The organism is Pseudoalteromonas citrea, assembly GCF_000238375.3.
Taxonomy (GTDB): domain Bacteria; phylum Pseudomonadota; class Gammaproteobacteria; order Enterobacterales; family Alteromonadaceae; genus Pseudoalteromonas; species Pseudoalteromonas citrea.
Genome location: NZ_AHBZ03000014.1, coordinates 388,385 through 401,248, shown reverse-complemented (window position 1 = coordinate 401,248; position 12,864 = coordinate 388,385). Strand labels below are relative to the sequence as shown.

The following is a 12,864-nucleotide window of genomic DNA, read 5'->3' as shown; positions in this document are numbered from 1 at the left end:
AAGCAATACGATTGCGAGTAACTTGTCGAAATGGAAACAGAGCAATACATTTACCAACAAAGCCAGTGGATTAATGCACCTGTAGCAAACGAGCGGGTTCAGCTTGTGACTGTGTTTTTTAGTTTACAGGAACGAAACTGTAACGAGCTTACGCGTTTGAAGGACTATTTTCCTAATGCCAAAATAGTGGGCTGCAGTAGTGCAGGTGATATAGCAGCAGATCAGTTATTTGATGATGCAATGGTAGTTACCGCTTTTTTATTCAGTAATACTCGAGTCGCTATTTATAGTGACGCAGTGCAAGGTACTGCGGTGAGTGCGTTTTGCGAATTCGCCGCATCAGCATTGCAAAAACCCGATTTAAAATGGCTACTGGTAATAAGCGATGGGCATGTTATCAACGGCAGTGACTTGGCAGTACATCTTAATCACTCATTCGATGAAACAGTGATAATTACCGGGGGTCTTGCCGCAGATGGAGAGCGGTTTTCAAGTACATCATTATTTAATAACCAATTCTTAGAAGAAGGGGCTGTGATCTTATGTGGTTTCTACTCAGATACATTGAAAGTAAGCCATGCAAGTGTTGGTGGATGGGATCCGTTTGGACCAAGACGAGAAATCACCCAAGCTAAAGGAAATCGTCTTTATGCGCTAGATGGAGAGCCTGCTATCACCTTGTATAAGCAGTATTTAGGCCCATATGCCAATGATTTACCTGCATCAGCACTGAGGTTTCCACTTCAGGTCACGCACCCTGAGACTGGTCTCTCGGTGATAAGAACCATATTAGATATTGATTATGAAGATAATAGCATGGTATTTGCTGGCGATATGCCACATCAAGGTTATGCACAATTGATGAAGGCTAACTTTGATCGGCTCGTGGATGGGGCTGGGGCTGGGGTTATGAAGTCATTAGAGTGTGCGCATGGTGAGTCTGGCGTCGCTTTATTAATTAGCTGCGTCGGTAGAAAGCTGGTTTTGGGGCCGAGAGTTGAGGAAGAACTAGAAGCTATCACAACAAAACTTGCCTCTGGGTTTAAGTGTATGGGCTTTTATTCATATGGAGAGTTGGCTCCAGGTGAGTATGGTGGGCCTTGCCTTTTACACAACCAAACGATGACGGTAACACTTGTCTCAGAATAATATGCATCATTTATTAGCGCGATTACTTAAGAAAAGTGGTTTTTCTGGTATTGACTCAGCGCAATACGACCACTTTATACGTTTATTATCCGACGCGTTTGCGCATGCAGATGAAGATCGATGGATGCTAGAACATAGTTTAAATTTAACGAGTAAAGAGCTTACTGAAAATAATCGCCAGTTACGCACCAAGCTTGTTGATATTGATAAATACCAACGGAGCTTAGAGTTATCTGTTACCCGCCAGAAAGCAATATTAGACGCTAGTCCAGAAGTAGTGGTTGAGTTTAATATTTGTGGAGAAATTACACATATAAATCAAAGTGGTTGCACTTTTCTCGGCTGTGATGAGGGAACTGCTCTGACCCTTGATGCGACACAAGTTCTTCACTCTATTTTATCCCTACTTACTGCGCCTGATGTATTTATAGAACAAATTCAAGCCATGTTTGACTCCAAAGAAGCGCTGCTGACTGGAAACTTTGAGACGATACATGGTCGATACTATGAATATTACAGTGTACCGGAGCTGATCCACGGAGAGTATGTTGGACGAGTATGGTGTTGCCGTGATATCACAGATTTAAAAGCTCAAAAAGCGCTACTATCAAAGCAAGCAAACTGTGACTCTCTTACGGGGCTCGCTAATCGATTTAATATTATCGCTACAGTTAATAGAATGCTTCAAAGTGATGTGGTGAAGCCATTTGCCTTGGTGCTAATTGATTTAGATGATTTCAAGAAAATAAACGACAGCTTGGGTCACCTTGCTGGCGATGACGCATTAAAAATTTGTGCCAAGCGTTTAGAAAGGCGTGTGCAGCAGCCAAATCGTTTAGCAAGGTTGGGCGGTGATGAGTTTCTGGTTGTCTTAATGTTAGACAGTTTGCCTGCAATACGTGAGCAGCTAGAGCACATTTTAAATGCGTTTATAGATCCCATAAAAATAGAAGGAAATTGTTATCAACTCTCTCTAAGCGTAGGTGTAGCAAGTTACCCAGCCCATGGTAAAGAGGTGTCTGAAATCCTGGGTAAAGCAGATATCGCCATGTATCAAGCGAAAAAACAGGGTAAAAATCAATATAAGTTATTCGACTCAGCGCTAGAGCAGCGAGTTCAAAAAGCCATTTATATTGAAGAGAAGTTACAGCAAGCGATCACACTGAAACAATTTGAATTGTACTTTCAGCCAAAAATAAATATAGCGTCCGGACAAGTTACCTCTTTAGAAGCGCTCATTCGATGGCCAAATAATGGCAGGATGATTTTTCCAGACGAATTTATTCCTATCGCTGAGGATAAAGGCTTAATAGGAAAGATCACCGAGTGCGTGTTAGAAATGGCATGTGACACATTAAGTCAGTGGCACGGCTTAGCTCATTTGAAAGACTTATCTATTGCTATTAATATTTCAGGCAAAGACATCAGCGTTGATAATTTTTATGAGAAGCTAGAGCGCCTACTAAGTCGTTATAAGTTCAATCCATCTCTTTTAGAATTAGAGTTAACAGAAAGTGCATTGATCAGTAATTTAGCGAATGTTAAAGCGACGCTCAAGCAGCTAAAAAAACTTGGTATTAAAGTGGCAATCGATGACTTTGGTACGGGCTACTCTTCACTCGCATATTTACAGGCACTTGATATATATTATTTAAAAATAGACAGGCAATTTGTTGCGGCTTTATTGAGCGAGCCCAAAGCGGAGGCAATTGTGCAAAGCATTATTGATGTGGGCAAAAACTTAGGCCTGTGCTTAATTGCTGAAGGCGTCGAGCAAGCGGCACATTTAGACAAGTTACACAAAATGGGTTGCGATCAAGCACAGGGGTATTTTATATGTCGACCCTTGCCATCATCAGAATTACTCAAGTTTTTAAGTGCCGAAAAACAGGTCGTTTAAACGACTAGTCTGTAGCTGGGGGTTGTAAGGTTTAAATGCAGGTAAAATTCTGACGTTTGTCACTTCGAAATGTTATTCAGTTTTGCTATTGTTGATTAAAACGCAAATGGAGAGACGTATGAGTGGCACAACCATGATTTTTTTAATCGTGCTAGTATCTGTAGGGTTTGGCGCAATTAGAGAAATATATATTACTAAATTAGAATTAAAAAAGCGCAGTACCAAAGGCGATCAGGATGTAGAGTCGTTAAAGACTGAGATATCAGCGTTAAAAGAACGCATTGTTGTGCTTGAAAAGTTGGTAACGGATGACGGTTATCAAGTGTCAAAAGACATTGGCAGGCTTTAAAGGGAGAGTATGAGCAGGAAGCTGTAAAACCTTCCTGCTGTTAAGGAGTATAATTATTCGTAAGGTATAGGGTCGGTTGCATTATTCAATGCAAAGGCCTCTAGACGCTCTTGGCAAGCACCGCACTTACCACAGGCATGTTGTCTACCATTGTAACAAGTCCATGTTTGGCTATAATCTAGGCCCATTTCTAAGCCATCTGTTAAAATGTCAATTTTAGTATTATTTAAGTATGGGCTGACAATTTCTACGGCATCGTAGTTAGCAATACGGCATACATCATCCATTTTTTTCACAAATTCAGGACGGCAGTCTGGGTAAATAGCATGATCACCAGAATGCGCACCGTAAAATACTTTACTTGCTTTGATCGAGACGGCATAACCAACGGCGAGAGAAATTAGAATCATGTTACGATTTGGCACGATAGTACTTTTCATGCTTTCTTCTTCGTAATGCCCTTCAGGCACGTCAATATCATCAGTGAGTGATGAGCCGCCAATAAGTTGATTAATCGCCGAAATATCAACTATTTTATGAGTGATGTTAAGACGTTCACACACTTGTGCTGCAACTTCTAGCTCTTTGACATGACGCTGGCCATAGTTAAATGACAAAGCATAGACATCGTGTCCCGAACGGATCGCTTTGTTCAATACGGTATAGGAATCCATACCACCAGAATAAATAACAACAACTTTTTCACTCATAATGCTTTTGCCTCGATTTTGATAGAGGTTTACTTCAGGGCGCGATATACTACACGGCCGCTGAAAAAATAACAATTTTCCGCGGTAATTTTTTGAGTTTGGAAAGTTGTATCGGAGCTGTTTTGTACAAAATCAACGAAGTTTTTGAAACTATTCAAGGTGAAGCGAGCTTTACTGGCGTGCCATCGATCTTTTTACGTTTACAGGGTTGCCCAGTGGGTTGTTCATGGTGCGACACCAAACAGACGTGGGATCTCAATACAGAGTATCTAGTGTCGCTTGATAAAACGGTTGAGAAAAAAGCAGATTCTGAACTGTGGACTGAAGCTACTTCAGAGCAAATAGTTACTTTATTCAAAGATAAAGAGTATTTGGCCAAGCATGTTGTTATTACGGGGGGCGAACCTTGTATGTATGACTTGATACCCTTGTGTGAGCTGTTACATGACGAAGGCTTTTCTACACAAATTGAGACCAGTGGTACATTTGAGATTAAAGCGCCAGCAGAAACATGGGTCACGGTCTCACCAAAAATAAACATGCGCGGTGGGTATGAGGTGTTAACGTCGGCAATGAAGCGCGCTGATGAAATTAAGCACCCCGTTGCAATGCAAAAACATGTTGATGAATTAGAAGCTTTATTTACAGAAACTGGCGTCACACCAAGGTTAGTGTATTTACAGCCGATCAGTCAAAAAGCGAAGGCGACCAAGCTGGCCATTGACACGTGTATGAAAAAGAACTGGCGGTTATCAGTGCAAGTACATAAATACATAGGCATAAATTAGCATTTCTACTTGAAGAGCTGCATTTTTAATGCCGCTCTTGTTAGGCACAAAAAAACCAACATAACTATTCATGTTGGTTTTTTTGTTTTAAGTTATTAAGAATTTAAGAGATAGGCTTATTCTCTTCGAGTGTTTTTGCTGCATTTGGGTCGTTAAATACCTCAACATCAAACTCTTTTTCAGATTTAGCGACAACACACGTCACCATACAATCTCCGGTTACGTTCACTGCGGTACGGGTCATGTCGAGCAATCTGTCTACGCCCATAATAATTGCGATCCCTTCAACTGGAAGACCGACTTGGTTAAGCACCATAGCAAGCATTATTAGACCAACACCAGGGACACCTGCGGTACCGACAGAAGCTAAAGTGGCAGTTAAAATGACCATGAGGTAATCACTAATTGTTAAATCTACCGCAAACACTTGAGCAATAAATACGGTCGCGACACCTTGCATAATTGCAGTGCCATCCATGTTTATTGTGGCACCTAAAGGGACTGTAAAAGAGGCAACAGAGTTATGAGCACCTAGCTTCTTCGTGGCAGTTTCAAGGGTTACTGGCATCGTTGCACTTGAACTTGAAGTACTAAATGCAAACAAGCAGGCATCTTTCATTTTGCGCAAGAATTTAATTGGGCTCAATCCCGTGAGTGTTTTTAATATGATTGAATAGTTAATTAACGCGTGAATAAACAGCGCTGCTACAACCACGAAAAAGTATTTGGCAAGGCCAATGATTAAGTCCATTTCAATGGTCGTAAATAACTTTGCCATTAAACAGAACACGCCATAGGGTGCTAAGTTCATCAGTAAGGTCACTAATTTTAAAATAACAGTATTTAAGTCTTCAAAAATAGTTGCAATGCGTTTGCCAGCCTCACCACTGAGAGCCATGGCAATACCAAATAACAATGCAAACACGATAACTTGCAGCATATTACCTTCTGCCATTGCACTGATAGGGTTAGTCGGGAACATATTGATAATGACTTGCACAAGTGTAGGTGCCTGCTTGGCATCAAAACTTGCGTTAGTTGGTACGTCGTAGCCGACACCCGGACTGACCAATAAAGCCAAACTAATAGCAACCGTAATCGCAACCGCGGTTGTGAGTAAGTATAAGCCAATAGACTTGCCGCCTAAGCGACCGAGTTTTTTTGGATCGCTTAAGCTACATGTACCGCAAACCAGCGAAATAAAGACCAAAGGAACAACCAGCATTTTTAAGCTGGCAATGAATATTTGCCCGCCAATGTGGAAAAAGCCATCAACAAAAACACTTTTTACTGGAAAATCAAATAGGCCAAGTGGAATATAGACCTCGGTTTGACCGGCTAACAAAGCTTGAAGTAGCAGGCCTATCATAACACCCGCGACCATGCCAAACATGATCCGAGAGGTTAGGCTCGTTTTTTTATTTATTTGCATAACTATGTTACTAAAGTAATCGGAAAATCAGCATAGCCTAACAGGCTGACTGCACAAGACCAAAAAAAATCGACAATTAATTAATAAAAAACTGTGATTTTTTCAACCTTTCTAAGGTAATATGATAAAAAATTCTAACTTAAATCTTGGCTAGGGAGAGAGTTCGATGCCTCTAATGCGCTTATTTAGCATTGTCATGCTTGGTTTATGGCTTACCGCATGCGGTGGCGGTGGCTCCATTGAGAAAAACGATAATTCAGATGGCGGAACAACTTCTGATTATACTCTGACGTTAACAGGGTTAGACAGTGAAACTAATGAAACAAGTAATCTAGTCTCATCCGAGAAACCTTTAAAGGTAAGGGCGTTACTCAGTAAAGAGGGGATAGCACAAAGTAATGCGCTCATTACTTTCACCAGTAATCAATTTGCATCTTTGAACCCCAGCTCTGGTACTGTTTTGACTAATGCAGCAGGCCAAGCGGATATATTGCTTAGTGCTACAGCCAATGAAGGTGCTGGTCGGCTAAGTGCTGTTTATGTTGTGGGTGATGAGACCGTCCCAGCTAGTTTTGATTTTACTTCAAGCGGCGGTGGCGGCACTGATACCGGAGTATCGGGAGATGTCACTCTGCTAGTATCAGTACTCGACAAAAGCGGTAACACGTTTACTGAGTCAAACCCGCTGACACAAGATAATTCCGGCTTTATCACAGCGACTTTGAAAAAAGATGGTGTGGCGCTACCTCGTGTAATTGTCTCTTTTGCTACAGAGTTTACAGGTGAAATTAAAAATGGTACTGAACGTGCCATAACCGACGAAAGTGGTGTCGCCCGATTAGAACTCGGTAGCGGGCAATCAAAAGGTGCGGGGCGAATTACAGCCACTTATCAAGATTCCAGCAGCAACGAAAGTATCAGTAAGTCAGACGTGTTTTTTTCATCAGGAGACAGTGGTGCTAATGATACAAGCGGGTTTTTACTCGATGTGAAATTGCTGGTGGATTGTAATGCAAATTGGGATGCCAATAGAAATGACACATTACTTGACCCTTTAAGTACGGCATCTGGTTGTCAAGTGGTCAACTCAATTTCATCGAGTGATTTAGCGGATGTTTATGTTCGTCTTACCAATGCCCAAACAGGTGATGGTGTCGCAAATGGACTCGTCGAGGTAACTACTGATTTAGGCACATTGCTACCGAGTTCAGGCAAAGCACTGACTGATAGTTTTGGTGTTGCATTGTTGAAGTTGCAACCGGGCACAGAAGGTGGTGCTGGTACATTGACTATTTCCTCATCTCAAGCGAGTAACGTGCAAGAACTGGTTAATTTTGCGGTGGGGATCGCGGATCTGACATTGAGCGTCGATAACGGGCTATCAACTGTAAATAATGAAGTCGTGCCGTTAAAAGCGGGCGGTAGTACGGTTATTAATGTCACCTTACGCGATTTAGATGGCGATCTTTATACTGTGCCAACCGATGTTGAGTTTTCGTCGACGTGTAAAAGTGCGGATTTATCGGAACTAGATAGCATTGTAAAAACTTCAAATGGTGTGGCGAGTGCGACGTATCGTGCAAAAGGCTGTGAAGGTGATGATGATATCACGGTGAACGTGCAAACAGGTGGTAAGAACTTTAGTGCTCGAACTGTGATACCTGTATTGTCATCACCGGTTCAATCAATCAAGTTTGACAGTGTCTCTGAACCATTTATTGCACTGCCTCCAGGTGAGGGCGGTATTCCGACTCAATCTATCGTGAAGTTTATTTTGTTAGACGAAGATACTTTGCCTGTGCCACGTGCTCGGGTGGACTTTAAATTATCGGATAATCAAGGCTCTGCTGCGCTTACTCAACGTCAGAGTAACACCGATAATGATGGGGTGGTGCAAACCAGTGTTAAATCTGGGGTTGTACCGGGTCCACTAGTGGTTACTGCGTGCTATATTGATCAGGCTGATCTGGATGCGTTAGCCATTTCTGCTCCAAACGATGATTACTCTTGCTGGGAAGAGGATGTTGCTTTGTGTGCGAGTACGCCTGCAAGTGAAATATGCCCAGCTGGGGCGTTACAACTATACGATATTTCTAAGCAGATATTGAGTGTCTCGTCACAAATTAGCCTGAGCTCCGGTGTCACCGATCAAGATTCCTTCAGTGCTTCACCAGATGTGTTTAATACCAATTCATTGAACTATAATGGTATTGTTTCAAATATCACGGTTTTTTTTGGTGATCAGTTTAACCAATTTAATGCTGATGGGGTGACTGCAACCGTGATTGCTGAAGCAGGGGCAATTGGCAGCATCGATGGCACCAATACACTTGAGTGTGTGACTGATAACGCCAGTTGTACGGTGCAATGGCGTAGTCAAGGTGAAAGACCATTCTCCGACCCGAAGTGGAACAATCGTTTGGGAAGTATTAATCCTTCTACAGATAAAGAAAATTGTGATATGTATTTTGATGCAGCTGCGCCATGTATCAATGGTATGCTGCGAGCTAAAAATGATGACGATACTAGCAGTCCTAAAGGTATCGTTATGGGCGGTCGTGTCAGCATTTTAGCTGTAGCAAAAGGACAAGAGAGTTTTCGTGATGAGCCTTCAGATGACCCCGAAAAGGTAGAGAACCCTGTAACCCGAAGAAACGGACTATTTGATATTGGTGAGTATCGTCAAGAGTTTGATTTGAGTGAAGCATTCTTAGATACCAATGAAAATGGTAAATTTGATAAAGTAGATTGTAATACCAATAATACAACTGGGCCTTGCTCCCCAACAGGTACCGAGAACGGTGGACATGATGATGATTGGCGAGACTTAAATGGCAATGGTCGACATGATGAAAAAGATGATAAATATAACGGCTTATTGTGTTCAAAAGAAGCTGAAGAAGCAGGTGAATGTACCCGTGAGTTAATCGAAGTAAGGCAGCAATTTGAGTTAGTAATGTCTGGAGACACGCCTTATGTAAGGTTCTCCGTAGAAAAACAAGCTGATGATTTGGCTGCACATAGGCTCCACATCCCTGCGGATTGCAGCAGCCAAGCGTTTACGGCTGGTGCCAATGCGGGAACTGGTAAGCTTAATATTGAGTCTGCGGGTGAAGCCCCTTCGGGTCATAAAGATTTTTGTGATATCAACGCAATAAACTTGTCAGAATCAACGATTCAGATTACCAATGATGATGGGAGTATAAGCGATGATGACGAAGGGGTCTCATCTGTCATCGTATACATTTATTATTCAGATGTGTTTGGTAATCCGTTGCCTGCTGGCACTGAGGTAACGCTTTCAGCGACCAATGGCGAGCTAACAATCATCGAACATAGCGAAATCATCCCTAATACAAATTCGGATCAAACGATGTATTCAAGAGTAACCATTGCACGTGAGGAAGAGGGGAATAAAAAAACCACGGGTGCGCTGTCGATTGAATTTTTGATAAAAAATGGTGATGCGGAAACAAAAATCACCAGGTCGATTACGGTCTTAGATGACAGATAAAGTGAAATAGTATGAAATGCCAACCTCCGGGTTGGCATTTTTGTATCTATTCCTTTATATTGCGCAGCTTAATTTAGGGTTTATAGTTTTTGAGTAAAATAGCACCAAAAGTTGTGTAATTAATCAGTGATCAGCTAAAAGATTGTATTTAAAGCTTGTAACAATAGGTGTTTGTAGATATACCTATAAATATTAATCGCCCGTGATGGGTAAAAACGTAGACAAGAACGGTCAAGAATAGGCAGCTATGGGCAAATCGTTAGTAATTGTAGAGTCTCCCGCAAAGGCTAAAACAATTAATAAATATTTAGGTAAGGACTTTATTGTAAAGTCTAGTGTCGGCCATGTGCGGGACCTGCCGACGTCAGGTGCAGGTAAAACCAAAGGTGTTGCCACCAAAACCCCTGCTGAAGTACGCAAAATGGCGCCAGAAGAAAAAGCCATTTACAAGAAAAACAGAGATTATGCGAATCTTGTTGCGCGTATGGGGATTGACCCAGAACAAGGCTGGGAGCCACATTATGAGGTACTGCCAGGTAAAGAAAAGGTAGTACAAGAATTACAAAAACTTGCTGAAGGTGCTGACCACATCTATCTCGCAACCGATTTGGATAGAGAAGGGGAAGCCATTGCATGGCACCTCGAACAGATCATCGGTGGCGAACCTGAAAAGTATAAGCGCGTGGTATTTAACGAGATCACCAAAAACGCCATTCAGCAAGCCTTTGAGGCACCGGGGCAGCTAAATACCGATATGGTATATGCTCAGCAGGCTCGCCGCTTTTTAGACCGTGTAGTGGGCTTTATGGTATCGCCTTTACTATGGCAAAAAGTTGCTCGAGGGTTATCTGCGGGGCGCGTACAGTCAGTTGCTGTGCGTTTGCTCGTAGAACGTGAGCGTGAAATAAAAGCATTTATCCCAGAAGAGTTTTGGGATATTCACGCCGATGTGACAGCCAGTGCACAACCAATTCGCTTGGAAGTAACTAAGTTTCAAGGCAGTGCATTTAAGCCGGTTAATGAACAGCAGACCACTGCAGCGGTAACTGTACTTGAAAAGAGCGACTACAAAGTTGTAAAAGTTGAAGAGAAACCAAGTAAAAGTAAGCCAAGTGCACCTTTTATTACTTCAACAATGCAACAAGCAGCCAGTACGCGTTTAGGCTACGGCGTAAAGAAAACCATGATGCTTGCGCAGCGCTTGTATGAGGCTGGGTATATTACTTATATGCGAACAGACTCAACGAACTTATCAAATGATGCCGTTGCGATGTGTCGTGAGTATGTTACAGAGCAGTTTGGTGATAAGTATTTACCTGAAAACCCAATAAAGTACAGTGCCAAAGATAACGCACAAGAAGCGCACGAAGCCATTCGTCCATCAAGCGTAACGGTATTGTCAGGTCATGTTGAAGGCGTAGATGCTGATGCCAAGAAGTTGTATGAGTTGATATGGCGACAGTTTGTGGCGTGTCAAATGACACCTGCTGAATATGACTTAACCACCATGTCTGTGGCTGCGGGTGAATATACCCTGAAAGCCAAGGGACGCGTAATGCGCTTTGATGGTTGGACTGCGGTGCAGCCTTCGATACGTAAGAAAAATGAAGAAGATCAATCTTTACCAGCCGTTGCTGTCGGCGATGACATTAACTTAGTCGCGTTAGATCCTAAGCAACATTTCACTAAGCCACCAGCACGTTTTAGTGAAGCAAGCTTAGTTAAAGAATTAGAAAAGCGTGGTATTGGCCGTCCATCTACTTACGCAGCGATTATTTCGACGATTCAAGATCGTGGGTATGTTCGTGTTGAAAATCGTCGCTTCTTTGCCGAGAAAATGGGTGAAATTGTTACGGATCGCTTAGTCGAAAACTTTAACGATTTAATGAATTTTGATTTTACTGCCAAAATGGAAGGCCGTTTAGATGACATTGCAGAAGGCGAACGAGTTTGGACGCAAGTTTTAGATAAGTTTTACGCAAACTTCTCGCAGCAGTTAACAACGGCTGGTGGAGAAGAAGCCGAAGGCGGCATGCGTCAAAATGTTATGGTTGAAACCGATATTGACTGCCCGACATGTGGTAGGAAAATGGGTATTCGTACCGCGTCTACAGGGGTATTCTTAGGGTGTACAGGGTATAATCTGCCGCCAAAAGAGCGTTGCACTACAACCATGAACTTGGTGTCGGGTGATGAAGCGGTTGCTGCTGATGTAGAAGATGTTGAAACTGAAACGTTAATGCAGATGAAGCGTTGCCCAGTTTGTGAAACAGCGATGGATTCATATCTCATTGATGAAACACGTAAAATTCATGTATGCGGTAACAACCCGGCATGTGATGGCGTGGTTGTCGAACAGGGCACCTTTAAAATTAAAGGCTATGATGGCCCAGTTATCGAATGTGATAAATGTGAATCAGAAATGCAGTTAAAGTCTGGTCGCTTCGGTAAGTACTTTGGCTGTACCAATGAAGATTGTAAGAATACGCGTAAACTGCTGAAAAGTGGTGAGCCTGCGCCACCAAAAGAAGATCCTGTTCACTTGCCGGAGTTGGAGTGTGAAAAGTCTGAAGCGTATTTTGTCTTGCGAGATGGTGCGTCTGGGGTATTTTTAGCAGCGCATACCTTCCCTAAATCACGGGAAACACGTGCGCCTAAAGTGGCAGAGTTAAAACGCTTTAGAGACCGTATATCACCAAAGTTTTACTATTTAGCTGATGCACCAGATCAAGATGATGATGGTAACTTAGCGGTAATTCGTTATTCACGCAAAACTAAGACTCAATACGTTATGACAGAAGTTGAAGGTAAAGCAACAGGCTGGAAAGCAACCCTTGATAAAGGTAAGTGGGTTATTGAGCAGAAAGTGACGAAGAAAAAGAAAAAGTAACATTGTATTATGTTTAATGAAAAGCCGGGTTCGCCCGGCTTTTGTCTTTTTGTAATTCATACTGTGCGGTGTTTAACATTGAGTATTTTAGTTATGTTAGTACTTACTGCGGGTAAAAGTTATGATAAAAAA

The 12,864-nt window shown here is 42.2% G+C and carries 8 protein-coding genes; 6 read left to right on the top strand and 2 right to left on the bottom strand.

Annotation, left to right across the window (positions count from 1 at the left end; translation table 11 throughout):
- Positions 1 to 30: 30 nt before the first annotated feature.
- The 3 genes from PCIT_RS05000 (at position 31) to PCIT_RS04990 (ending at position 3,398) form a co-directional block, all read left to right on the top strand.
- On the top strand, positions 31 to 1,149 hold the full coding sequence (locus tag PCIT_RS05000) for an FIST signal transduction protein (protein ID WP_010364829.1): 1,119 nt from the start codon (positions 31 to 33) through the stop codon (positions 1,147 to 1,149).
- Position 1,150: 1 nt separating this feature from the next.
- Positions 1,151 to 3,049, top strand: coding sequence for a putative bifunctional diguanylate cyclase/phosphodiesterase (locus tag PCIT_RS04995; protein WP_010364828.1), 1,899 nt, complete (start codon positions 1,151 to 1,153; stop codon positions 3,047 to 3,049).
- 118 nt (positions 3,050 to 3,167) lie between these two features.
- Positions 3,168 to 3,398 carry a hypothetical protein gene (locus tag PCIT_RS04990; RefSeq protein WP_010364827.1) on the top strand — a complete coding sequence of 77 codons (231 nt, stop codon included), beginning with the start codon at positions 3,168 to 3,170 and terminating at the stop codon, positions 3,396 to 3,398.
- Between the two features lie 53 nt (positions 3,399 to 3,451).
- On the opposite strand, the gene queC is transcribed toward PCIT_RS04990, so the two are convergent.
- Entirely contained in the window at positions 3,452 to 4,108 is a 657-nt protein-coding gene (gene queC / locus PCIT_RS04985) for a 7-cyano-7-deazaguanine synthase QueC (protein WP_010364826.1), read from the bottom strand.
- 122 nt (positions 4,109 to 4,230) lie between these two features.
- Between queC and queE the strand changes: the two genes are divergently transcribed.
- Positions 4,231 to 4,896, top strand: coding sequence for a 7-carboxy-7-deazaguanine synthase QueE (gene queE, locus PCIT_RS04980; protein ID WP_010364824.1), 666 nt, complete (start codon positions 4,231 to 4,233; stop codon positions 4,894 to 4,896).
- Positions 4,897 to 4,999: 103 nt separating this feature from the next.
- Here the strand turns inward: queE and PCIT_RS04975 are convergent, their stop codons facing one another.
- On the bottom strand, positions 5,000 to 6,328 hold the full coding sequence (locus PCIT_RS04975; protein WP_010364823.1) for a dicarboxylate/amino acid:cation symporter: 1,329 nt from the start codon (positions 6,326 to 6,328) through the stop codon (positions 5,000 to 5,002).
- A gap of 166 nt (positions 6,329 to 6,494) precedes the next feature.
- On the opposite strand from PCIT_RS04975, the gene PCIT_RS04970 reads away from it, so the two are divergent.
- A complete protein-coding gene (locus PCIT_RS04970) occupies positions 6,495 to 9,842 on the top strand; it encodes a hypothetical protein (RefSeq protein ID WP_010364822.1) in 3,348 nt (1,115 codons plus the stop codon).
- Between the two features lie 247 nt (positions 9,843 to 10,089).
- Entirely contained in the window at positions 10,090 to 12,732 is a 2,643-nt protein-coding gene (gene topA / locus PCIT_RS04965; protein WP_010364821.1) for a type I DNA topoisomerase, read from the top strand.
- The last annotated feature ends 132 nt before the right edge of the window (positions 12,733 to 12,864 follow it).

Bases quoted from the DNA above. Each gene is read 5' to 3' on its own strand.
- topA (WP_010364821.1), top strand. From the start codon at position 10,090: ATGGGCAAATCGTTAGTAATTGTAGAGTCTCCCGCAAAGGCTAAAACA.
- PCIT_RS04970 (WP_010364822.1), top strand. From the start codon at position 6,495: ATGCCTCTAATGCGCTTATTTAGCATTGTCATGCTTGGTTTATGGCTT.
- PCIT_RS04995 (WP_010364828.1), top strand. From the start codon at position 1,151: ATGCATCATTTATTAGCGCGATTACTTAAGAAAAGTGGTTTTTCTGGT.
- queC (WP_010364826.1), bottom strand. From the start codon at position 4,108: ATGAGTGAAAAAGTTGTTGTTATTTATTCTGGTGGTATGGATTCCTAT.
- PCIT_RS04975 (WP_010364823.1), bottom strand. From the start codon at position 6,328: ATGCAAATAAATAAAAAAACGAGCCTAACCTCTCGGATCATGTTTGGC.
- PCIT_RS04990 (WP_010364827.1), top strand. From the start codon at position 3,168: ATGAGTGGCACAACCATGATTTTTTTAATCGTGCTAGTATCTGTAGGG.
- PCIT_RS05000 (WP_010364829.1), top strand. From the start codon at position 31: ATGGAAACAGAGCAATACATTTACCAACAAAGCCAGTGGATTAATGCA.